The sequence below is a fragment of the Aurantiacibacter sp. D1-12 genome (assembly GCF_028858515.1).
In the GTDB taxonomy this organism is placed as follows: domain Bacteria; phylum Pseudomonadota; class Alphaproteobacteria; order Sphingomonadales; family Sphingomonadaceae; genus Alteraurantiacibacter.
This window is the reverse complement of the sequence record NZ_JAPJZJ010000001.1, coordinates 299,370-322,559: the sequence shown is the minus strand read 5'-3', so window position 1 is coordinate 322,559 and position 23,190 is coordinate 299,370. Positions and strand designations below refer to the sequence as shown.

The following is a 23,190-nucleotide window of genomic DNA, read 5'->3' as shown; positions in this document are numbered from 1 at the left end:
GCCCAATGAGTTCTTGTCGGGCGGCCCTGGCAGAGATCGAGCGCCCCTCCCCAAACAAGGGTAGCGAGCAAGGCTGCGCCCTTCGCTCCTACCTGCGGGTCGCCGACGAGCTTGCAGCTTTTGTCGAGGACGAGGTGCTTCCGGGTACGGGCATCGACGCTGCGAACTTCTGGCAGGGCCTCGCCGACATTGCGGCGAAATTTGCACCGCGTAACCGCGATCTACTCGCCAAGCGGGCGCACTTGCAGGAAGCGATTGATGGCTGGCACCGCGACAATCCCGATGCGGGTCGCGGCACTCCCGAGAACTTTCTACGCGAGACCGGCTATCTCGCGCCAGAGCCGCAGCCCTTCTCCATCGGCACCGCGAATGTTGACGATGAAATTGCTCGTATCGCCGGGCCGCAACTTGTGGTCCCGGCCCTCAACGCGCGGTTCCTGCTTAATGCGATCAATGCGCGTTGGGGCAGCCTATATGACGCGTTCTACGGAACCGATGCTCTGGATGGCGAAGTACCTTCGGCCGGTGAGTACAACACAGCACGCGGCGCGCAGGTCATCTCCAAGGCCAAGGCGTTTCTTGATGAAGCGGTTCCGCTGGTCTTCGGGTCCTGGGCAGATTGGAAGGGAGGTATCCCTGCGCTTGCCGATCCTGCGCAGTTCCTCGGCACCTCAGGCTACAACCTGATCCTGCGCAACAACGGCCTGCATATCGAGGTGGTGATCGATCCCGACCACCCTATCGGCAGGACCGACCACGCAGGCATTGCCGACATTCGTCTCGAGGCGGCTCTCTCAACGATTGTCGATCTGGAGGACTCTGTCGCGGCCGTCGACGCTGAAGACAAGGTTGCTGCCTACCGCAATTGGCTCGGCGCGATACGCGGTGATCTCTCAGCGACTTTCATCAAGGGCGGCAAGACGCAGACGCGCACCGCTAATGCGGATCGCACCTACACCGATATGCTCGGCAACACCCAGCCGTTGCGCACGCGCAGCCTGCTGCTGGTGCGCAATGTCGGCCATCTGATGACGACGCCAGCCGTACTCCTTCCGGACGGGAATGAGATGCCAGAGGGCATTCTCGACGCAGCGATCACAGTGCTCATCGGCATGCATGACAAGGGTCGCAACAGCCAGACCGGCAGCATCTATATCGTCAAACCGAAGATGCACGGACCAGAGGAATGCGCCTTCACCAATGGCCTGTTCGATGCGGTCGAAGATATGCTCGACCTTCCACGCAACACCGTGAAGGTCGGCGTGATGGACGAGGAGCGGCGCACGAGCGCCAACCTCGCCGCGTGCATACATGCGGTGAAGGACCGCATTTTCTTCATCAACACCGGCTTTCTCGATCGTACGGGAGACGAAATCCACACATCGATGCAAGCGGGGCCGATGGCGCGCAAGGCGGAGATCAAGCAGGCCGAGTGGATCGCCGCCTACGAAGATCGTAACGTGCAAATCGGCCTCGCTTGCGGGTTCGCGGGCAAGGCGCAGATCGGCAAAGGCATGTGGGCGGCACCCGACCGGATGCACCAGATGCTGGCAGAGAAATCCGGCCATCCTGCGAGTGGGGCAAACACCGCGTGGGTCCCCTCACCCACCGCCGCCGTGCTGCATGCGATGCACTACCATGCTTGCGATGTGAGCGAGCGGCAGCGAGAGCGTAAGGAGGAAACCGTTGTGCCGCTGGGCAAACTGCTGACCGTGCCGCTCGCCGAACACACGAACTGGACGCGCGAAGAGATCGCCGAAGAACTGCGCAACAATGTGCAGGGCATTCTCGGCTATATGGTGCGCTGGATCGACCAAGGCGTCGGCTGCTCGAAGGTGCCGGACATTCACGATGTCGGCCTGATGGAAGACCGCGCGACGCTGCGCATTTCCAGTCAGCACATCGCCAACTGGCTCCAGCACGGCATTGTCGACCGCCTGATGATTGACGAGGCACTGCACGAAATGGCTGCCAAGGTGGATGCACAGAACGCTGGCGATCCGGCCTATGTTCCGATGGCTCCCAACATACGCACCAGCATTGCGGTGGCCGCGGCACGCGAGCTGATCATCAGCGGTGCCGAGCAACCGTCGGGATATACCGAGCCGGTGCTTCACTGCGCGCGGGCACGGGCGAAAGCGGAGCGTTGACACTCTCCCCTTGTCCGCCCAGCGGATCGGTTTAGGATTGCCGGCATGACCGATATCATTGCCCGCCCCAACGCCAGCCACGCCACCCATTGCATGCCTGAGCAGTACGAGACGCTCTACCAGCGCTCTATCACCGATCCCGACGGCTTCTGGTTGGAGATGGCGCAGGCGCTCGATTGGTCGACTTCCCCCAGCGCGGGCGGCGAATGGTCCTACGACTCGGTCGATATCAAATGGTTCGCCGATGGCGCGCTCAACCTGTGCCACAACGCTGTGGACCGTCACCTGCCCGAGCGCGCGGACCAGACCGCCTTCATCTTCGAGCCCGATGATCCGGCCACACCAAGCCGCACAGTCACCTATTCCGAGTTACACCGCGAAGTCGTCCGCATAGCTAATGCGCTAAAGGCGATGGGCGTAAAGAAGGGCGACCGCATCACCATATACATGCCCATGATCGTGGAGGGCGCCGCAACCATGCTCGCCTGCGCACGCATCGGCGCGATCCACTCGGTGATCTTCGGCGGGTTCTCTCCGGAAAGCATCGCCGGACGAGTGAAGGCCTGCAAAAGCCGCTTTATCGTCACTGCCGATGGCGGCACGCGAGGCACGAAGCTCATTCCGCTCAAAGCCAATGTCGATGCAGCTCTCGCTCTGCCCGATGTCGAGGTCGATGGCGTGCTAGTGTTCAAGCACACGGGCAACGACATCGCCTGGACCGAAGGACGTGATAACTGGTTCACTGATCTCGCAAGTGATGATCACTGCCCATGCGAGGACATGGATGCGGAAGACCCGCTGTTCATCCTTTACACCTCGGGCTCGACCGGAACGCCCAAAGGCGTGATGCACACTACTGGTGGGTACGGCGTCTGGGCGGCGACCACGTTCAAATACACTTTCGATTACCAGCCCAGCGAAGTGTTCTGGTGCAGCGCCGATATAGGCTGGGTCACCGGGCACACCTATGTCACCTACGGACCGCTGCTGAATGGCGGGACGAGCCTGGTCTTCGAAGGCGTGCCCAACTATCCCGACCACGGTCGCTTCTGGGAAGTCATCGCCAAGCACAAGGTCGAGCTATTCTACACCGCCCCCACGGCGATCCGCGCGCTGATGCGAGAAGGCAATGGCTGGGTGGAGAAGCACGATCTCTCCTCGCTGCGGATTCTCGGTACGGTGGGCGAACCGATCAATCCCGAGGCATGGCGCTGGTATTACGAAGTTGTGGGCGGTTCGCGCTGCCCGATCGTCGACACCTGGTGGCAGACCGAAACGGGTGGCCACATGATCACCACTCTGCCCTACGCCCACGACATGAAGCCGGGTAGCGCGGGTAAGCCCTTCTTCGGCGTTCAGCCGCTGCTGGTCGATAACGAAGGCGAGCCGCTGGACGGCGCAACCTCGGGCAACCTCTGCATCAGTCACAGCTGGCCTGGACAGGCGCGCACCGTCTACGGCGACCATGATCGCTTTATCGAAGCCTATTTTAGCACCTTCCCCGGACGCTATTTCACAGGAGACGGATGCCGCCGCGATGAAGACGGATACTACTGGATCACTGGCCGCGTGGACGATGTGATCAACGTATCCGGCCATCGCATGGGCACCGCCGAGGTTGAAAGCGCGCTCGTGCTCCACCCCAAAGTCGCTGAGGCAGCGGTCGTCGGCTACCCGCACGATATCAAGGGACAAGGCATCTATTGCTACGTCACGCTGATGGAAGGCGAGGAGAGCTCCGACGAGCTCGCGGCTGAACTACGGCAATGGGTGCGCAAGGAAATCGGCCCTATCGCCACGCCAGACCTACTGCACTTCACCGCTGGCTTGCCCAAGACGCGCAGCGGCAAGATCATGCGACGTATCCTGCGCAAGATTGCCGAGAACGACTACGCATCACTTGGCGACACCTCGACGCTTGCCGACCCATCGCTGGTCGACCGACTCATTGAGGGGCGGCAGAACCGCTAGGTGGAAGCTACAGGCTCGGTGGTGGACAGGGCTGGATGGGCCGCCGCTACGCTCTGGCCATCTCCGCTTCGCTCCGATTCCGCCCCAGCGCATCCGTGCTGCGCACGAAACGCTGGTTCATAGCGCACCATGTGATGGACCTATCGGCAGCGATGAAAGCTGGCGGCTCGGTGGTGGACAGGGCTGGATTCGAACCAGCGTACGCTTGCGCGGGCAGATTTACAGTCTGCTGCCTTTAACCACTCGGCCACCTGTCCACACCGGTGCCGGATTGCGAGATTTCTCCCGCGGTCTGAGGCGCAAGCAAAGCACGCCTTCCAGCCGAGAAGCGCCCCTTTGGCGAAGCACCGCTTGCCTGTCAATGGGGGGGCTGGCAGGAGGCACGCATAAACCGATCAGCGAGCGAGTATTTATGGCAAAAGGCAAAGGCAAGAAGGCACTGCGGGGCCGCGCGGGGCGTATGCAGGGCGGCCGCGGTTCGGGCCGCGCGAGCAAGGGAAACGTGCGCCTTTGGGGCCGCCATGCTGTCGAGGCTGCACTGAAGAACCCACGCCGCCAGCACCACAAGTTGTGGGCTACGCTGGACGGGATCGATTCGCTCGACGGAGAGCTGCCGCCCGATTTTCCACTGGAACGCGCCGAGGTTGCCGACCTTGGTCGTCTGGTTGCCAAAGACGCACCGCATCAGGGCCTCGTGCTCGAATGCGCACCGCTCGATGATCTTCACCTGTCCGACGTTCTGAGCGGTGACCCGTCACGTCCCATCGTTGTACTCGATCAAGTCACCGATCCTCATAACGTGGGCGCCCTGCTCCGATCAGCTGCGGCCTTCAATGCCGCAGCCATCGTGACGCAGGATCGCCATGCTCCGCCCGAAAGCGGCGTGGTCGCCAAGTCCGCATCGGGCGCGCTGGAAAGCGTGCCGTGGGTGCGCGTGGTCAATCTCGCCCGTGCGCTGGAGGAGATCGCAGAGGCAGGATACTGGCGTATCGGCATGGCGGGTGAGGCCGAGGCAAGCTTTGCCGAAGCGCTGCCTGCCGGTCCGGTCGCTGTGGTATTGGGTGCGGAAGGCGAAGGCATGCGGCACAATGTGGCGCAGCACTGCGATGCGCTCGCCAAGCTGCCGATCAGCGATGCGATGGAAAGCCTCAACGTATCCAACGCTGGCGCCATCGCACTCTACGCTATCGCCACGCGCAGCTGAATTTCTATCAATCTACAAAATGAAAGGGCCACCCCGAAGGGCAGCCCTTTCTTTCATCCGGCGCGCCATGCGCTGCCGGATGCCCCTCCCATTGTGATCAGTTGACCGCGTCTTTCAGGCCCTTGCCGGCCTTGAACTTCGGCTGCGTGGAGGCCGGAATGTTCATCGGCTCACCCGTGCGCGGATTACGGCCCGTGGACGCCTTACGCTTGGCCACGGAAAACGTGCCGAAGCCAACCAGTCGCACTTCATCACCCTTGGAAAGCGTTCCCGTGATGGTTTCAAACACCGCTTCAACAGCCTTGGTCGCATCATTACGCGAGAGGCCGCTGGTATCTGCAACAGCGCCGATCAGTTCGTTCTTGTTCATTTTTTGGAGAACCCCCTCAACCTTGAAATTCTTATGTCGCTGGACTCGCAACGCGAAGACGCGAATTGAGCGATTTTACTGCGCTCTGTCAAAGGCAATCCTTACCAAAGCGGGTCTTTTTTGGGGCGAGATGAAGCAATCGACCGCACCACTGGTCGAAAGTTGCACGAAGCGCGCCTCTGCCGAAATTCCACGATGGTGATGCCGGGCGAGACGCGCAGGCTGGCTCGCAAGAATGCGAATCAGTGAGCCGTGGTCGCCGGCGGCGTTCCACCTGCCTGACCCTGCGGCTGGCTCGCCAAATCATCGGCTTCGGTCCACTCGATCGGCGCCGGAATGGCGGTGAGCGCATGCTCCAGAACCTGATCGACATGGCTGACCGGAACGATTTCCAGCCCTTCCTTCACATTGTCCGGAATCTCGGCGAGGTCTTTCTCGTTCTCTTCGGGGATGAGGACCTTCTTGATCCCGCCGCGAAGCGCCGCGAGCAGCTTTTCCTTGAGCCCGCCGATAGGCAGCACGCGGCCACGCAGCGTGACCTCGCCCGTCATCGCGACATCAGGGCGCACCGATACGCCGGTCAACGTGGAAACGATTGAGGTCACCATGCCGATACCCGCGCTCGGCCCGTCCTTCGGAACCGCGCCTTCGGGCAGGTGGATGTGCACGTTCTTGCGCTGGAAGATGCTCGGCTTGATGCCATAGGCAGGCGCACGCGCCTTCACGAAACTGAAGGCCGCCGCGATGGACTCGTTCATCACTTCACCCAGCTTACCCGTCGTCTTCACTTCGCCCTTGCCGGGAGTGGTGACGCTTTCGATGGTGAGGAGTTCACCGCCGACAGACGTCCAGGCGAGGCCGGTAACGGCACCCACCTGAGCTTCTTCCTCACCCATGCCGTGCTTGAACTTCCGCACGCCCGCGAAGTCACCGAGATTGTCTGCGGTTATGGTGACGCTTTCGACTTCCTTTTCGAGGATCTTGCGCAGGCTCTTGCGCGCAAGGTTGGCAATTTCGCGCTCCAGCGTGCGCACGCCCGCCTCGCGCGTGTAATAGCGGATCAGATCTCGCAGCCCCTCTTCGGTGAGCGTAAACTCGCCTTCCTTCAGGCCATGGTCTTCAACCTGCTTGGCGATAAGATGACGGGTCGCGATCTCGACCTTTTCGTCCTCTGTGTACCCTTCGAGCCGGATGATCTCCATGCGATCGAGCAGTGGCTGCGGCAGGTTGAGGCTATTCGCAGTCGTCACAAACATGATGTCGCTGAGGTCGATATCGAGCTCCAGATAGTGATCCTGGAACTTGTTGTTCTGTTCGGGGTCCAGCACTTCCAAGAGCGCCGATGCCGGATCGCCGCGGAAGTCCTGCCCCAGCTTGTCGATCTCGTCGAGCAGGAACAGCGGATTGCTCGTGCCGGCCTTCTTCAGGTTCGACACGATCTTGCCCGGCATAGAGCCGATGTAGGTGCGCCGGTGACCACGGATCTCGGCCTCGTCCCGCACGCCGCCTAGTGACTGGCGGATAAATTCACGCCCCGTCGCATTGGCGATGCTCTTGCCGAGCGAAGTCTTGCCGACACCGGGAGGGCCGACGAGGCAAAGGATCGGCCCCTTCAGCTTGTTGGTGCGCGCCTGCACGGCGAGGTATTCGATGATGCGATCCTTGACCTTATCGAGAGCGTAGTGATCGGCATCGAGCACTTCCTGTGCCTTGGCGATGTTCTTCTTGAGCTTGCTCTTCTTGCCCCATGGCAGACCGAGCAGCACGTCGAGGTAGTTGCGCACCACGGTCGCCTCGGCGCTCATCGGCTGCATGGACTTGAGCTTCTTCAGCTCGCTCTCGGCCTTGGCCTTTGCTTCCTTGGACAGCTTGGTTTCGGCGATCTTCTTGGTGAGTTCGGCGATCTCGTCACCGTCCTCACCATCGCCGCCACCGCCCAGCTCGCTCTGGATCGCTTTCAGTTGTTCGTTGAGGTAGTATTCGCGCTGCGTCTTTTCCATCTGCCGCTTCACGCGGCCACGGATCTTGCGCTCTACCTGCTGGACCGAAATCTCGCCTTCCATCACGGAAAACACCATTTCGAGGCGCTTCAGCGCATCGGTTTCGGCGAGCAGCTGCTGCTTGGTGTCCACCTTGGCCGCAAGCGCCGCTGCGATCCCGTCTGCCAGACGGCCGGCATCGTCGATCTCGGCCAGATCGCCTTCGATATCCTCGGGCAGCTTCTTGTTGGTACGCGCGTAGTCGGCAAACTGCTCGAGCGCGCTACGCATCATCGCAGCAACTTCCGTGCCGCTTGCGGTGGTTTCATCGAGAGCCGCCGTTTGCGCGAGGTAAAAATCCTCATCCAGCCGCATATCGCTCATCTTCGCGCGGACCTTCCCCTCAACCAGCACGCGCACGGTGCCATCGGGCAGCTTGAGCATCTGCTGCACCTGAGCGACCGTGCCGATGTCATACAGGTCTTCGCGCACCGGATCATCGGTTGCGGGATCAAGCTGCGCAACGAGGAAAATGTCGCGATCGGCTTCCATAGCGGCTTCCAGCGCCGCCACAGATTTGTCGCGTCCGACAAACAGCGGGACGACCATGCCGGGAAACACGACAATATCGCGCAGGGGAAGAAGGGGGTAGGCGTTCATGTACATATCCGTTGGTCTGGCGGTCACCTGATAGCGCCGCGTTCACTTGACCCCAGATATGGGAGCGCCACGCCGCAGGTGCAACGGGTGTGGATTAGTAAGTGTGGATGGGCGCTGGAACAGTAATGCTCCTGCGGGTTGTTATCCTAACGTATAGATGACCACGGTCGTCCAATAGCTTGCGACCGGAGAACCCATCGCGTCCAGTGCAGGCTCAAAACGGCTGTGCCGAAGCAAGCCTTCGCACGCTGCTTCGTCCAGCGCGCGATCGTTGAACGCCGATTGAACAACACAATCAGTGGCTCGGCCTTCGTCGGACACCATGAGACGGATACGGATGTAGCCCTGCTGCCCCCTCTGCACTGACCTGATAGGATAGGTGGCGGTGATGGGGCGCGTCCAGCGATCCATATCGACTGCCTGTACCCTGCGGCTGAGAGTGCTGTCCGTTTCCAGATCGATCCCCCAGCTTTCCACGAGATCATCCATACAAGCGCGCATTGCTGTCATTGCCGGGTGCAGCGAGCCGGTTTCAAGCACGACCTCACGCATGAACTGGCCGCGGATCGAAACGCTCTCGATGGCCTGCTCTCTGGCATTGCGCGCATCTTCCGGCACGGTGAAAGGCTCGTCGCTCTCGTCAGCTTCGTCCCGTCGAGCCCGGTCTTCCGCTGAAAGGAGAGAGGCCGAGAACAGAACGCCATCACCAAATGCATCCGAACTGACCGCCATTGGCCGCACAGATTCGTTTGCTTCGCTGTCGGGGAGAAATGTGACAGCGAAATTTCTGAGACGCGAGCGCTGGCGCACGTCATCACTGGCAACCGTGACGGTCAAGCTGTCATCCGGCGCATATTGCCGGAGCTGCAGGTAAACCTGGTTACCTTCCTGTCCGAACACCCGTTGGAGACCGCAGCTCTCTTCCGCCATATCAAGGTGCCAATGCGATGCCGGCGCAAGCCGGTAAGCATCGTCATCCTGTGCAGCCACCGGAGAAACAACGAGAGCGAACGCAGCAAGTGAAAACGCCGCTTTTTCAACGAGACAGTCCATTACTGCAAAATCTCTCAGCCATGCGACACTGTCAACCGTTCTCGCGATCAAGGAGGTTACTGTCACCCCATCCCGGGCAGGTTGAACCCCGGCGGCAGTCCCAGCCCCTGCTGCATCTCCGCCATGTGCTCACCAGCCTTGCGGTCGGCCTTGTCGCGCGCGTCGTTGAAGGCTGCAGTGACGAGGTCTTCGAGGATCGACTTCTCCTCTTCCTTGAACAGGCTTTCATCGATGGAGACACCGATGATGCGGCCGCGAGCACTGGCGCGAACTTTCACAAGACCGCCACCGGCACTGCCTTCCACCTCGATATTGTCGAGCTGGACCTGCGCATCCTGCATCTGCTGCTGGATCTTGCTCGCCGCTTCCTGCGCGGCCTTCATCATTTCTTCCATGTTCTGCATAGGTCGTTCCTCGGCAAAGAATGCGTAATTTATCCCTGCTCCTACCTTGGGAGCATCAGGCAGATTTCAAGCGCTGCGTTCAGGCGCTGCGGCTCCAGTCCTCGCGCCCGCGTGCGGGCTCCTGATCCTCGATCAGTTGCGCGTCGGGGAATGCGGCGAATGCAGCCTCCACCAGCGGGTGGTTGCGAATGCGGTCCTTCTCAGCCTTGCGCAGCGCCTCATCCTGCTCGACCAGAGTAGGCGCTCCTTCGCCATCGACCTTTGCAATCTCCCACTTGGTGCCGAACACCTGCTGGAATGCCTGCCGCAACTCAGGCGCCATATCCTCGTCGAAATTCTTCGGCTGGGTGTATTCCAGCTTGCCGGGTTCAAGCGAGACGACGCGGATCTGCATGCGCAACTTGGTGGCGAGCGACATGGCGTTGGGCAGATGCGAATGGTCGATCTGGTCGACAATATCGCGCCAGTGCGCCGCCGGATTGCCACCGCCACCACCTGCCGGAGCGTTACCGGTCGCACCAGATACCGCGCCCGTAAGCGTAAAGTCCTTGAGCTGCTTCGCCAGCTTGCCCGGATCGGGCATGTCGGCGGCATGCATTACGCGCAGCAGCGCCATTTGTGCAGCCACCAGTGGATCGGGAGCGGTGCGCACCTCATCATGCCCCTTCAGCAGCAACTGCCACAGGCGATGGACCTGCCCCGCCGAAAGGCGCTGCGCCCACTCGGCGGTAGCGGCGCGCTCTTCCTCGGTAGGTGCGTCGGGTTCGCCAATCTGCGCGACAGCCACGCGGTGCGTGAACTCCATCAGCGCGCGCATGAGCGATAGCGGCTCGACACCCAGCGCATATTGTTCGGCAATCGCCTCGAGCAGCTTTTGCGGCTCGCCTTCCAGCACGTGCTGGAACAGCCGCCGCTGCGCACCGCGATCGGCAAGGCCGAGCATGTCGCGCACCTTCTGCGCACGCACGACAGTCGCCGCATCGCCGCTTTCCATATCGGCATGGGCAATCGCCTGATCGAGGATCGACAGCCCGTCTCGCACCGAACCTTCCGCCGCCGCCGCAATCATCGCCAGCGCCTCGTCCTCGGCCTCGACACCTTCTTCACCGCACACCCAGCCGAAATGCTTTTGCAGCAGGTCGGACGGGATGCGTCGGAGGTCAAAACGCTGTGTCCGGCTGAGCACCGTGACAGGCAGCTTGTCGACTTCGGTGGTGGCGAAGAGGAACTTCACATGCGCAGGCGGTTCCTCAAGTGTCTTCAGCAACGCATTGAAAGCATTGCGAGACAGCATGTGGACTTCGTCAATGATATAGATCTTGTAGCGCGCCGAAACGGCGGCATAGCGCACCGCCTCGATAATCTCGCGCACGTCATCCACACCGGTATGACTTGCCGCGTCCATCTCGATCACGTCGATATGACGCCCCTCGGCAATCGCCTGGCACGGCTCGCACTCGCCGCACGGATCAATAGTGGGTCCGCCCTGCCCGTCTGGCCCGACGCAATTCAGTGCCTTGGCGATCAGGCGCGCAGTCGACGTCTTACCGACCCCGCGAACGCCCGTCATCAGAAAGGCATGCGCCAACCGGTCGCGCTCTATCGCGTTGCCGAGCGTGCGCACCATCGGCTCCTGCCCGATCAATCCGCTGAATGTCTGCGGGCGGTATTTCCGCGCGAGCACGCGATAGGGCTGCGCCGTATCGTCAGTTGTAGGTGCAGGAGCCGGCGCTGGAGGAGTAACTGGTGTTTCTTCCACTGTCGGTTCCAGCGCGGCTTCTGCAGGCTCCCCGCCAAACATCGAATTTTGACCCGCAGCCTCCAGCTCGGCAGCGGAAGGCTGGTTCTCCTCCTCCTGCTCAGGCGCGTTATCACCCCAAGGTGGCGTGTCAGAATTCTCCGGGGAATCACTCATGGCAATGAGACTAGGCGCTGCTCACGCGATTGTCATCGCACATGTCGGATGATGTTGTGAAAAGGAGCCGAGCGACCCGCTGCCATTTACCTGGGCTGCTTCCTTCCGGACCTGACCCGGTGAGCAAACGCGAACGTCCACCCGACTCCCGCAGCGCATATGGGGCCAGGATTATGGGATTGCAAGTGTTCCGGAAACGCGCATAACGGCGCCGAACAACCAAGGGGGAACTCCATGAAAATTTCGACACTTTCACTCGGCGCGGCTACTTTGGCGCTGGCACTTTCCGGCTGCGGCGAAGGCAGCCCTGCAGCCGGTGGAGCGGCGGAAGCCTCCGGAATTGATTTCGGCACCAACGCCAGCATGTATGCCAACGATGGCGAATGTGATGATGTTCGTTTTGAAGGCAGTGCGATGCCCGGTGCCGACGAACGAAATACAGATCACATTGGGCAGGACGCCGCCGATTGCATCGCAGCTTTTGACGCCGGCACAATCACGCTAAATCCGCTGTTCGAAGAACCGGCAAGCACCGACGCCATTGTCTATGGCGATGATGCCGGGAACTACCCCAACGATGGCGACTGCGATGATATCCGCTTCACCGGCGACTATGCTAGCAATCTTTTCTATATGCATGAAGACATCGGCCACGATGCAAGCGATTGCCGGGCAGCGGTCGAATCAGGTGAAGCGCGCTGGCAGGGCGCAACCGCAACGCCTGAATACGGCATTACGCTCGAAGAAGCGGAAGCAATGGAGAATTAACGGAAGTTGTCGGCGTAGGCCTGAATTTTCAGCTTCTTCGCCGGCACCGTATGGACGCGCGCGCCTATGCCGTATTTTTCGGCATAGGCCTGCGCAGCCTCGCAGCTCGGAAACTTTAGTTGCACCTGCTGGCGCGTATCGCCGCTGCCGGCCCAGCCCATCAGCGGATCGGGCTTCTTCGCCTCTGCCGGAACGAAATCGAGCACCCACTGATCGGTGAGAGCCTTGCCGGATTGCATCGCGCTTTGCGGGCGCTTGTAGATACGTGCTTCTGCCATAGCGTTCCCCTAATTCACCCGCCCGCGTTTTTAAAGGCGTTCTTTGTCTTCAGGCTCGGCTTTTCGGTCCACGGCTCTTCCGGCCAACGGTGTTTGGGGTATCGCCCTCTCATATCCTTGCACACGTCGGCCCAGCTGCCGCGCCAGAAACCGGGTAGGTCGCGGGTCGCCTGAATGGGTCTGCCAGCAGGGCTCGTCAGGTGAATGAGCAGCGGAGTGTTGCCGATCATCGGGTGTTGGTCGAGCCCGAACAGCGCCTGCACGCGGACCTCGGTGCTGGGCGCATGTTCACCTGCGTAGTCGATGGGGTGAGTCGTGCCAGCCGGGCTGGTGAAATGGCGTGGCGCGCGGTTGTCGAGTTGCTGACGCTCGTCCCAACTAAGCAGGTTCAGCGCCGCCTCTGCCACTCGGCCTTGCGGCACATCAAGATCCCTACGGCCTGCCAGCAAGGGCGCGAGCCAATCCTCGGCGCGCTCGGTCAACTGTGTTTCGCTGAGTGCGTCCACACCCGCAAACCGCGCCCTCGCCAGCAGTCCGGGAGGAAGCAATGTCCCCAGGCGTTCCACCGCCTTTTCCACAAGGATATCAACAAGCGCCTGTGGATCGGGATCAGAGTCCGGACCACTCGCAATGGTGATTGCGCCGAGCCGCTTCTGGCTGCGCGCTTCAACGCGGCCCTCCTTCTCGTTCCACTTGGCCTGCGTTGTCGTGACAATCCGGTGTGCGAAGTGCTTTTCGATGTCCTGCTGGGTCAATTCCGCAGCCGCCGTAATCCGCGCGCCCTTAGCCTGTCCCTGCGCATCGGCAATCACCAACCACTCTGCCCGTGCCAGTGGCGACGCGGGATCAAGCGTGAAGCCGCGTCCGCCAGCGGAAATCCAGCTTTCGCCCGAATGATCGCGCCGCTTGGCAATAAAGTCTGGTCGCGCCATCGCGAGGAACAGCGGTGGATCGAGTGCGCGATTCAGTTCCGCGCCCGAAACAAGTCGTTCAGCCGCCTTCGCCCATCGCTCGGCGAGTTTGCGGGCGCCATCGGCGCGTTTACCGCGATCACCACTCCAGCGCTGGAGGCGCGCCATAAGATCTTCGCCGCGTCCACCCAGCCCACGTTCCTGCACCAATGCGACCAGCTTGGCGGCATCAAGCGCCTGTGAGATTTCGGCCCCGAACAGAACGGCAGCTCCGGACACCGGGTCCATGGGCAGGCTGGCAATCTGGCTGCCATGCGGCGTGATACGCCCGTCATCGTAAAGAGCGCCCATCGCGATCAACTGCGTTCTGGCCGCGTCAATCGATGCCTCGGGCGGCGGATCGAGCCATTGCAGGCTCGCCGGATCGGCAACGCCCCATTTTGCAAGGCTGAGAACCAGAGGCGAAAGATCGGCGCTCAGTATCTCTGGAACATCGAACTCAGGCCGACCCGCGTGTCCGGCCTCTTCCCACAACCGATAAGCAACGCCCGGCCCTTGGCGTGCTGCACGCCCTGCCCTTTGTGCCGCCGCAGCCCTGCTGGAACGCTGGGTGACGAGGTGCGTCGTGCCAGCCGCGCGGTCGTATTCGGCGCGACGTGCAAGACCGCTATCGACCACCACCGAGACGCCATCAAGCGTGAGTGAGGTCTCTGCAATGCTGGTGGCCAAGACAATGCGGCGTCGCGCGTCAGCGTCGCGGCGAATGGCAGCGCGTTGGTCTTGTGGCTGCATTTGTCCGTGGAGCAGCAGGATCGGCGTGTTTGGCAGCTTCTCCTGCAGTCGCTCCTGCACGCGGGCGATTTCTCCCACCCCAGGCAGGAAAGCCAGCACATCGCCCTCCTCCTCTCTCCATGCGGTCAGGACGGCTGACGTCATGGCGTCTTCCAACCGTTTCTCCGGCGATGCGCCAAGCCATTTCACGGTGAGCGGATACGCCTTGCCCTCGCTTTCGATGACCGAAGTGCCCTCCCCCATCAGCTGCGCAAAGCGCGCACCGTCGATGGTGGCGGACATGACGCAGATGCGCAGGTCCTCACGCAGAACGCCTTGTGTCTCGAGTGCGAGCGCCAGTCCCAGATCGCTATCGAGATGCCGCTCGTGCGCTTCGTCAAACAGCACCGCGGAAACGCCCTCAAGCTCCTGATCCTCGAGCAGCCGATTCACCAGGATCGCTTCGGTTACGACATTGATACGGCTGCCTTTTTGGCTGTCGAGCCGCGTCAGGTATCCGACACGCCCGCCCACTTTCTCGCCGAGCATTTCCGCCATGCGCTCCGCCGCGGCACGCGCTGCAACGCGGCGGGGTGAAGTGATGATGATTTGGCCGGTGCACCAGTCCTCATCGAGCAGCGCAGGCGCGACGGCAGTAGTCTTGCCCGCGCCGGGAGGTGCGACGAGCACCGCGCTTGATCGCTCGCGAAGCGACGCCAGCAGGTCCGGCAATACAGCATGTATGGGAAGATCGGCGGCCACGCGACCGGATCAGTATCCGCGCGCCACCGCAAATTGGGCGGCTTCCACCATTGCGCGGCGGGCGGCGGAATCGGGGAAGATGTTGAGTGCATCGCAAGCCCGCTGGGCGAAGTGTCGCGCGCGTTCGCGGGTGGCGGAAACGCAATCGTGCTTGCGGATCAGCTCCACTGCGTGAGCGAGGTCTTCATCCTCGACTGCGAAACCGGCGATGGCGTCCTGCCAGAAGCGGCGCTCTTCCTCGTTCCCGCGCGCATAGGCGAGGATCACGGGAAGCGTCATCTTGCCTTCACGGAAATCATCGCCACGGTCCTTGCCCATTTCCGCAGCGTCGGAATCGTAGTCGATAGCATCGTCCACCAGCTGGAACGCGATGCCCAGATTGCGCCCGTAAGCATCGAGCGCCACTTCCTCTTCCTCGCTGCATTCGGCAACGACAGCGGAAATGCGGCTGGCGGCGGCAAATAGCGCGGCGGTCTTCGCGCCAATAATGTGCAGATAGCGTTCTTCGGACGTTTCGATCTTGCGCTGGGAGACGAGCTGATCGACCTCACCCTGGGCGATGATCGCGCTGGCACCAGAGAGGATCTTGAGGACCTTCAGACTGCCGTCCTCCACCATCAGTTCAAACGCGCGGCTGAACAGGAAATCCCCCACCAGCACGGTGGCGGGATTGCCGAACACGATGTTCGCAGTTTCCTTGCCTCGGCGTGTTTCGCTGCCGTCCACCACATCATCGTGCAGCAGTGTGGCGGTATGGATGAACTCGACTGCGGCGGCGAGCTTGTGGTGGCGCGTGCCCTGGTATCCGACAACCTCTGCCCCGGCGAGCGTAAGCATGGGCCGCATGCGCTTTCCACCGCCGGAAATCAGGTGACCGGCAAGCGCAGGGATAAGCGGAATCTCGCTCTGCATCCGGTCGAGGATGATAGAATTGACCGCATTCATTGGTGTCGCCGTCAGCGAAAGGATCGGCGCCAGCGTGGGCCGGTCTTCGCCATTGGTGCGTTTCAAAGGCACGACATTGTCGCTCATGCCGCCTCCATGAAGAGTGTGAGAACGGTTGGCAAGTCAGCATTTCTGCCGCATTGTCGACGAGGTCGCACATACGAAGCGACCGCAACGAAAAGAGAGTAGAGCATCGCCCCATGACAGAGCCGCACATCGACCCTGTCCTCTCCGGATTCCGCCGCAGTATCGACAATATCGATGCGGCGCTTATTCACATCCTGGCCGAGCGTTTCCGCATCACGCAGGCCGTGGGTGAGCACAAGGCAAAGAGCGACCTTCCCCCAGCCGATCCCGACCGCGAGAAGGAACAGATCGCCCGTCTGCGCGCGCTGGCAGTGGAGGCAGATCTGGATCCAGAGTTCAGCGAGAAGCTGCTGCGGTTCATTATCGACGAGGTGATCCGCCACCACAGAAAAGCGCAGGAAAGCTAGGCCTTCCTGCGCTTCTCACCCCCGTCATGGCCGAGGCTGTTTGCCTCAGCAATCAATCGGGTTCACGTTCCTGCCGCTGACCACGCTCGCGGCGCTGGCTACGCTCGGGGTTTTGCCTCGATTGCCGGCGCTCTGCACGCGGCCGACGCTGTGGCTGTTCCGCCTGCTGTGGACGTTGCCGCTCGGCCTGTCCGCGCGGCTGGCGTTGCGGCTGCTGCGCGCGATCGTTCCGGCGGTCGGGCTGCCGGGCACGATCATTGCGCCGATCAGGACGCTGGGCACGGTCATCGCGGCGCGGCGGACGCGCCGTGCGATCATCACGGCGATTGGGGCGCTCGCCTCGTTCGTTCTCGCGCGGAAGGCGCGCAACCGGATCAACCCTACGGGCAGGACGGTTTGCGCGGTCTTCACGGCGTGGCGGTTGAGCCACCCGGTCATCACGGCGCGTCGGGCGCGTTGCACGGTCATCGCGGCGCGGCGGGCGCGTTACCCGGTCACCCCGGCGTTCGGAACGCCCCGCACGATCATCACGGCGCGGCTGCCGTACAACGTTTTCCCCGCGCTGATCGCGGCGGCCCGTACGGTCCCCGCGCCGGTCACGACGGTCTTCGCGGCGGTCATACTGCTGTTCCACTGCATCGCTCACTGCCTGCACAAGATTGCTTTCGCGGCTGCGGCTGTGGCGATCATAGCGCCAGTCACGGTCGTAGCGGCCCCAGCGACGATCACGATAGCGGTGGTCGCGGTTATAGCGGTGCCAACTGCGATAGCGATGCGGCACACGATAGCCATAGCGGCTGAAATTGAAGTAGAAATCGTTGTAACCGCCGCGGCGCCCGTACCAGTAGTCGCGGTGACGGATCGACCAGAAATACTCACGCCCGTACCGGTCGTAAATGTACTCGCCTACCCCCGGATAGTAGAAGTCGTCGTACCACCCGTAATAGCGCGCGCCATCGTCATAGTCGTAATAGCCGTAATCATCGTAATAGGCGTCATCATAGTAGCCGCCGGTGCTGTAACCGACGCCGCCATAGGTGACGCAGGCAGACAGACCTAACGCTGCTGCACTGGCAAACATGATTTTGAAGACCCTATTGGCCATCGGAAAATCCCCTGGAATTAAGAACTGTCGCTATTTGTATCAGACAGGCCGTGCATTGATGCTGACCGGCCGTGTCAGCAAACTGAAAGGTTTCGCGCACTTTAGATGAACAATTAGCATCTCAGACTTACCCCGCCCGCGGCAGCGTCAGCTTCACCAGCAAGCCACCCAGATCCTCACTTTCGTGTAGCGCCACCTCACCACCATAGATTTGTGCAACATCGCGCACGATGGCGAGGCCGAGGCCGGTGCCAGGCTTGGACATATCCAGCCGCGCGCCGCGACCGAAGATAGCATCGCGTTCTTTCTCTGGAATGCCGCGTCCGTCATCCTCGATCCAGATCACGCAGTCTTTGGCCTTGGGCTCCGCGTCGATAGTGATGAACACGCTGCCGCCACCGTACTTGGCGGCATTTTCGATCAGGTTGCCGAGCAGCTCGTCAAGATCCTGCCGCTCAATCGCGACATCGGTTGGCTTGCCGTCAATGTCGAAGCGGACATGCTGATAGAGCCGTGATACGGCGCGTTCGACGCCTTGTGCACTGTCCAACACATTGGCACGCGAAAGACCCGTTGCCCGGCGGCCCACGGCGCGCGCGCGCGCGAGGTGGTGATCGACATGGCGCTGCATCACGTCCGCCTCGCGCAGTACCGTGTCATCAAGGTCGGGCGACTTGGCATGGGCAGCGTTGTTGAGAACGGTGAGCGGCGTTTTCAGCGCGTGGGCAAGATTGCCCGCATGGGTGCGCGCTTCTTCTGCCTGCTTCTCCGAATGCGCGAGCAGTGCGTTGAGCTCATCCACCATCGGCAACACTTCGAGCGGCAGCGGCTCGGTCACGCGGTTGGTACCGGTTGTGCGAATGCGCGCGATGGCCTGCCGCACGCGGCGCAGCGGGCCCAGCCCGTACCAGGTCTGCGCCATCGCCATCAGGAACAGACCAATGCCAAGGATCGCGAACGACCACACGAGCGTCGAGCGAACCTGCCTGATCTGGTTATCAATGACTTCGCGATCCTGCGCGACCACGAATTGCCATTGCACGTCGCTACCGGGCAACTGCACCGTGCGCTGGGCCATGCGCAGCGTTTCCTCGCGGAACTGTACCGAGTCGTAGAAGATCGGCTCCAATGCCACGACGTCTCGCACGACAAGCCGATCGTCCCACAGCGAGTTGGACGGAAACGGCTCGTACCCCTCGCCGCTGATCTGCCAGTACGACCCGCTACCCGGTTCGAGATAGGACTGGTTGCCGAGGATCGAGTTGAAGCGGATGCCCCATTCCGGGTCCACCTCCGCCGAGCGCAGCATCGAATTGAGCGGAATGAGCAGGCGGTTGTCGAACTCCGCCTCTATCTGGCTGGTCAGGATGCGATCCAGCGCGACGCCGCCCAGCGACAGCAGAATGATGATCCAGCCCGCTGCAATCATCATCATGCGGCGGGACAGGCTGCCGGTATGGCTTACCTGTTCTTCTACCGACACATCACCGGGCACGACTGTTTCTTCGGCCTGGGCCGTTGCCTCCTCCAGCGGAGTGACTTCTCCAGTGTCGCTGCCGCTATTCGCGGGGGGCGTCTGCGGGGTCGTCGAGGCTGTAACCGAGGCCACGGATCGTCGTGATCACTTCTGCGCCAAGTTTCTTGCGGATGCGGGTGACGAAGACTTCGATCGTGTTGGAATCGCGATCAAAATCCTGGTCGTAAATATGTTCGATAAGCTCTGTCCTACTAACCACCTTGCCCTTATGGTGCATCAGGTAGCTAAGCAGCTTGTATTCCTGTGCGGTCAGCTTCACCGGCTCTCCATCCAGCGTCACGCGGCCTGAGCGGGTGTCTAGGCGAACCTGTCCTGCAGTCAGCTCTGACGAAGCGTTGCCCGAGGCACGGCGAATAAGCGCGCGCAGGCGAGCGATCAGCTCTTCGGTCTGGAATGGCTTAGCTAGGTAATCGTCAGCACCGGCATCGAGGCCAGCAACCTTGTCGCTCCAGCTGTCACGCGCGGTCAGTACAAGTACGGGGAACTTGCGCCCCTCCTTGCGCCACATTCCTAGCACGGTCAGCCCGTCAATTTCCGGCAAGCCCAGATCAAGCACGACAGCGTCGTATTCCTCTGTACTGCCAAGGAAATGGCCGTCTTCACCATCAGTAGACAGATCCACGGCATAGCCGTTCTGTTCAAGTGTCGATTTGAGTTGCTGCCCGAGTGTAGGCTCGTCCTCAACGATCAGAATACGCATCGAATATTCCCTGTATAATATCGTGCTGAATTGTTGCGCTCACAACATGAACGCGTCAAGCGAGTGGCAGGTTTCCGGTGGGGAGAGGATTGTCGCGGCCCTTAGCGCGAAACGCGCAGGACGCGCGCCGTTTGCGCATCGACATCGACCCAGATCATCCGCCCGTTGCGAATGAATTTGAGGCGGTATGCCTGTGCTGTAGGATCGTATTCAAAGCCGATATACTCGTCATCATCACGCATTTGCGGGATAATGCGACGCTCGATCTCGCGGATCGGCATGTTACGGCCAGCCTGCATTTCCGCGCGAGCAGAGTTCTGGTCACGATCACCGCGCTCCCGGTCGAAAGACTGCGCGGATGCAGGCGTTCCCACCAGCATCAGGGCAGCAAAAACCGCAGCAGAAATGGCACTCAGCTTTTTCATAGTGGCTATCTGCCTAAACCAGCGCCGTTGAACAAGGTGTGAATTGCGCCATGAATTACCGTTCAGGATCGCAAAACGTTGTCTATTGCACCAATTCGTAGGTGAAATTGACGCTCACACCGACCTGCACCTGCCCGGGGCGGACCGGGGCGAGCTGATCCCGCGATACCGCCGAAGCAGTTACGGCAATTTCGTTGGCGTAGTGCATGGGCCGGGTGTTCTGCACATTCTCGCTGATTTCCAGCAGGCGCACATTGCTGAAGCCTGCCATGCGCGCAAAATCAAGCGCCCGCTCTCGCCCGGTCCGGAATGCGGTCTGCCGCGCCTGTTCTATCGCTTCCGAAGAATCATCGACCGACCAGCCGATACCGCCGATATCATTCGCTCCGACCGCGACCAGGGCGTCCAGCACGCGGCCGACTTCATCTATATCGCGCACGACGATATTGACCCGGTTCGATGCGCGATAGCCCTGAAAGACCTGCTGCCCGGTCGGCTGGTTGTAGCGATATTCCGGGTTGAGCGAGATTCCGCTCGTCTGGATATCATCGCGGTCAATGCCCAGTTCCTCGATCTGGCCCACCACACGGTTCATCGTCCGCGCATTGGCCCGCATGGCCTCGACAGCGGTTGGCTCAACGGTCGTCACACCAGCGCCAAGGTTGGCGATATCGGGATCGAGAGAGACATTCTCAGTGATTCCGAGCGACACGATGGGGCCCGAGGATTCAACCTGCACCTGCGCCAACGCGGGTGAGGCCAGCAGGGGAGTAGCAGCAAGGGCAAGAGCATACTTCGGCATTTTCGATCTCCAGAAATGTGCGGTCACTTTGCACCTTCCCCCATTACGCGCGGATGAAGCATTACGTTCCTTGCCACGCCGACACTTGCCGACTAACTGCCGCGCATCATGGCCGAACCACCCATCCTCTCCCTCGAAGGCATCGGCCTGCAACAAGGCGGACGCTGGCTGTTCGGTGACCCTTCGGATGGCGAAGGACTGGACCTGCACATCGGCCCGCGGGACAGGCTGGCGCTGATCGGGCGCAACGGTGTGGGCAAGACCACCCTGCTCCGCCTGATTACCGACGAGATCGAAGCCGATCGCGGCGTGCGCAAGGTCAAGCCCCACGCCAACATCGTATGGCTGGAGCAGGAGCCCGACTTCTCGCAGCACGCAACGCTGATGGATTTCGCATTGTCAGGTGACCGCGCACCAGCCGAGCATGCGGTGGAGTCCATTGCTGGCCAGCTCGGCATCGACATGGCCACCGAGGCAACAACCGCAAGCGGCGGCGAAAAGCGTCGTGCGGCGATTGCCCGTGCGCTGGCGCAGGAGCCCGACCTCCTGCTGCTTGACGAGCCCACCAACCACCTCGACCTTGCGGCCATCGACTGGCTGGAAAGCTGGCTCGACCGGTTCAAGGGCGCCTTTATCGTCATCAGCCACGACCGGACCTTCCTAAAACGGCTGACCCGCGCGACACTGTGGCTCGACCGCGGCAATATGCGGCGCAAGGAAGTCGGGTTCGGCGGGTACGAGGCGTGGGAAGAGCAGGTCTATGCCGAGGAAGCGCGCGCTGCCGAAAAGCTCGATGCCAAGCTGAAGATAGAGGCGCACTGGCTAGAACGCGGCGTCACCGCGCGGCGCAAGCGCAACATGGGCCGGCTCGAAAAGCTCTGGGAAATGCGTGCCGCGCGTGCTGCCATGATCACCCCCGGCGGTACTGCCAAGCTTAAGCTGGCGAGTGACGAGGACTTCAAGAGCAAGTCGGTGATCGTGGCTGAGGATATTTCCAAGACCTATGACGGGCGCGAAGTCATCAAGCCCTTCAGCTTGCGCATCCAGCGCGGTGATCGGATCGGTATCGTTGGTGCAAACGGTGCGGGAAAAACGACGCTGCTCAAGATGCTCACCAAGGAGCTGGCACCAGATAGCGGCTCGGTCACCCATGCCCGCACATTGTCCGGCGTAATGATCGACCAACAGCGCGCGCTCTTGAAGCCCGAACTGACCGTGCGCCAGGTGCTGGCAGAAGGCGGCGACTGGATCGACGTGCGGGGCAACCGCAAACACGTGCAGGCCTACCTCAAGGACTTCCTGTTCGATCCCAAATTGGTCGATGCCAAAATCGGCACCTTCTCTGGCGGCGAACGATCACGCCTATTGCTGGCACGAGAATTTGCCCGCACGTCCAACCTGCTTGTGCTGGACGAGCCGACCAACGATCTCGACCTTGAAACACTCGACCTGCTGCAGGAAGTGATCGCCGACTACGAAGGCACCGTCCTGATCGTGAGCCATGACCGCGACTTCCTTGATCGCACGGTGACAGTCACGCTCGGCCTCGATGGCAGCGGGACGGTTGATATCGTCGCGGGTGGCTACGAGGATTGGGAGGCCAAGCGAAAGAAGCGCCCGGCGAAGAAAGAGAAACGAGCCACGGACGAGGCCAAGCCAAGCCCTCCCCCTCCCCCTCCTCCGCCACCGAAATCGGCCAAGCTATCCTACAAGGACCAGCGTGATTATGAGCAGCTTCCCGCGCGCATCGAAGAACTTGAAGCACTGATCGGCAAAGGCGAAGCGGCTCTTGCCGACCCGGACCTCTACGCCAAAGACCCAGACAAGTTCGCGCGGATCAGCAAATCACTGGAACTGGCGCGCAATGAAAAGGACGAAGCCGAGGAACGCTGGCTCTCTATTGCTGAGCAGGTTGAAGGGTAGAATCTGGTCCAAGGTATTACCGCGCTGTTAACCACGTTCACTTACAGCGTTTGCACCAAAGCG

General features: G+C 61.3%; 19 protein-coding genes, 1 tRNA gene and 1 other RNA gene. 6 read left to right on the top strand and 15 right to left on the bottom strand.

Features of this window, described 5'->3' with window-relative positions:
• Positions 1-5 precede the first annotated feature (5 nt).
• Positions 6-2,150 carry a malate synthase G gene (locus OOZ52_RS01675; RefSeq protein WP_274696745.1) on the top strand — a complete coding sequence of 715 codons (2,145 nt, stop codon included), beginning with the start codon at positions 6-8 and terminating at the stop codon, positions 2,148-2,150.
• Positions 2,151-2,195: 45 nt separating this feature from the next.
• The gene (acs, locus tag OOZ52_RS01670) at positions 2,196-4,121 is read left to right on the top strand and encodes an acetate--CoA ligase (RefSeq protein ID WP_274696744.1); all 1,926 of its coding nucleotides are present in this window, start codon (positions 2,196-2,198) and stop codon (positions 4,119-4,121) included.
• A 171-nt stretch (positions 4,122-4,292) separates the two neighbouring features.
• On the opposite strand, the gene OOZ52_RS01665 is transcribed toward acs, so the two are convergent.
• A tRNA-Tyr gene (locus OOZ52_RS01665) sits at positions 4,293-4,378 on the bottom strand.
• Between the two features lie 155 nt (positions 4,379-4,533).
• Between OOZ52_RS01665 and OOZ52_RS01660 the strand changes: the two genes are divergently transcribed.
• Positions 4,534-5,325 (top strand): TrmH family RNA methyltransferase, encoded by a 792-nt coding sequence (locus tag OOZ52_RS01660; protein WP_274696743.1) that lies wholly within the window; start codon positions 4,534-4,536, stop codon positions 5,323-5,325.
• A gap of 97 nt (positions 5,326-5,422) precedes the next feature.
• On the opposite strand, the gene OOZ52_RS01655 is transcribed toward OOZ52_RS01660, so the two are convergent.
• The 6 genes from OOZ52_RS01655 to ffs all read right to left on the bottom strand — a co-directional run bounded on the left by OOZ52_RS01655 (position 5,423) and on the right by ffs (position 11,858).
• Positions 5,423-5,695: an HU family DNA-binding protein gene (locus OOZ52_RS01655; protein WP_274696742.1), complete on the bottom strand. Its 273-nt coding sequence runs from the start codon at positions 5,693-5,695 to the stop codon at positions 5,423-5,425.
• 242 nt (positions 5,696-5,937) lie between these two features.
• On the bottom strand, positions 5,938-8,340 hold the full coding sequence (gene lon, locus OOZ52_RS01650) for an endopeptidase La (protein WP_274696741.1): 2,403 nt from the start codon (positions 8,338-8,340) through the stop codon (positions 5,938-5,940).
• Positions 8,341-8,475: 135 nt separating this feature from the next.
• A complete protein-coding gene (locus tag OOZ52_RS01645; RefSeq protein ID WP_274696740.1) occupies positions 8,476-9,387 on the bottom strand; it encodes an energy transducer TonB in 912 nt (303 codons plus the stop codon).
• Positions 9,388-9,449: 62 nt separating this feature from the next.
• On the bottom strand, positions 9,450-9,791 hold the full coding sequence (locus tag OOZ52_RS01640; protein ID WP_274696739.1) for a YbaB/EbfC family nucleoid-associated protein: 342 nt from the start codon (positions 9,789-9,791) through the stop codon (positions 9,450-9,452).
• Positions 9,792-9,870: 79 nt separating this feature from the next.
• A complete protein-coding gene (locus tag OOZ52_RS01635) occupies positions 9,871-11,706 on the bottom strand; it encodes a DNA polymerase III subunit gamma/tau (protein WP_274696738.1) in 1,836 nt (611 codons plus the stop codon).
• Positions 11,707-11,763: 57 nt separating this feature from the next.
• An RNA gene (ffs, locus tag OOZ52_RS01630) (signal recognition particle sRNA small type) lies at positions 11,764-11,858 on the bottom strand.
• An 82-nt stretch (positions 11,859-11,940) separates the two neighbouring features.
• Between ffs and OOZ52_RS01625 the strand changes: the two genes are divergently transcribed.
• On the top strand, positions 11,941-12,474 hold the full coding sequence (locus OOZ52_RS01625; RefSeq protein ID WP_274696737.1) for a hypothetical protein: 534 nt from the start codon (positions 11,941-11,943) through the stop codon (positions 12,472-12,474).
• Here the strand turns inward: OOZ52_RS01625 and OOZ52_RS01620 are convergent.
• Genes OOZ52_RS01620 through OOZ52_RS01610 form a run of 3 tightly spaced genes read right to left on the bottom strand, consistent with a single transcriptional unit; the run spans position 12,471 to position 16,228 of the window.
• Complete coding sequence (locus tag OOZ52_RS01620) at positions 12,471-12,752, bottom strand: ETC complex I subunit (RefSeq protein WP_274696736.1); 282 nt, start codon at positions 12,750-12,752, stop codon at positions 12,471-12,473. The genes OOZ52_RS01625 and OOZ52_RS01620 overlap by 4 nt on opposite strands.
• A gap of 14 nt (positions 12,753-12,766) precedes the next feature.
• A complete protein-coding gene (gene hrpB, locus OOZ52_RS01615; RefSeq protein WP_274696735.1) occupies positions 12,767-15,196 on the bottom strand; it encodes an ATP-dependent helicase HrpB in 2,430 nt (809 codons plus the stop codon).
• A 9-nt stretch (positions 15,197-15,205) separates the two neighbouring features.
• Entirely contained in the window at positions 15,206-16,228 is a 1,023-nt protein-coding gene (locus OOZ52_RS01610) for a polyprenyl synthetase family protein (protein WP_274696734.1), read from the bottom strand.
• A 113-nt stretch (positions 16,229-16,341) separates the two neighbouring features.
• On the opposite strand from OOZ52_RS01610, the gene OOZ52_RS01605 reads away from it, so the two are divergent.
• On the top strand, positions 16,342-16,635 hold the full coding sequence (locus OOZ52_RS01605; RefSeq protein ID WP_274696733.1) for a chorismate mutase: 294 nt from the start codon (positions 16,342-16,344) through the stop codon (positions 16,633-16,635).
• Positions 16,636-16,687: 52 nt separating this feature from the next.
• Here OOZ52_RS01605 and OOZ52_RS01600 read toward each other — a convergent pair whose 3' ends face one another.
• The 5 genes from OOZ52_RS01600 to OOZ52_RS01580 all read right to left on the bottom strand — a co-directional run bounded on the left by OOZ52_RS01600 (position 16,688) and on the right by OOZ52_RS01580 (position 21,204).
• On the bottom strand, positions 16,688-17,740 hold the full coding sequence (locus OOZ52_RS01600; RefSeq protein WP_274696732.1) for a hypothetical protein: 1,053 nt from the start codon (positions 17,738-17,740) through the stop codon (positions 16,688-16,690).
• Positions 17,741-17,867: 127 nt separating this feature from the next.
• Positions 17,868-19,349 carry a sensor histidine kinase gene (locus OOZ52_RS01595; protein WP_446698097.1) on the bottom strand — a complete coding sequence of 494 codons (1,482 nt, stop codon included), beginning with the start codon at positions 19,347-19,349 and terminating at the stop codon, positions 17,868-17,870.
• Positions 19,300-19,977, bottom strand: a complete 678-nt coding sequence (locus OOZ52_RS01590) for a response regulator transcription factor (RefSeq protein WP_274696731.1) — start codon at positions 19,975-19,977, stop codon at positions 19,300-19,302. Before OOZ52_RS01590 ends, OOZ52_RS01595 begins: the two co-directional genes overlap by 50 nt.
• A gap of 101 nt (positions 19,978-20,078) precedes the next feature.
• Positions 20,079-20,402 (bottom strand): hypothetical protein, encoded by a 324-nt coding sequence (locus OOZ52_RS01585; protein ID WP_274696730.1) that lies wholly within the window; start codon positions 20,400-20,402, stop codon positions 20,079-20,081.
• An 82-nt stretch (positions 20,403-20,484) separates the two neighbouring features.
• The gene (locus OOZ52_RS01580) at positions 20,485-21,204 is read right to left on the bottom strand and encodes an SIMPL domain-containing protein (RefSeq protein WP_274696729.1); all 720 of its coding nucleotides are present in this window, start codon (positions 21,202-21,204) and stop codon (positions 20,485-20,487) included.
• A 108-nt stretch (positions 21,205-21,312) separates the two neighbouring features.
• Here OOZ52_RS01580 and OOZ52_RS01575 point away from each other — a divergent pair, with 108 nt between their 5' ends.
• A complete protein-coding gene (locus OOZ52_RS01575) occupies positions 21,313-23,127 on the top strand; it encodes an ABC-F family ATP-binding cassette domain-containing protein (RefSeq protein WP_274696728.1) in 1,815 nt (604 codons plus the stop codon).
• Positions 23,128-23,190: the final 63 nt, after the last annotated feature.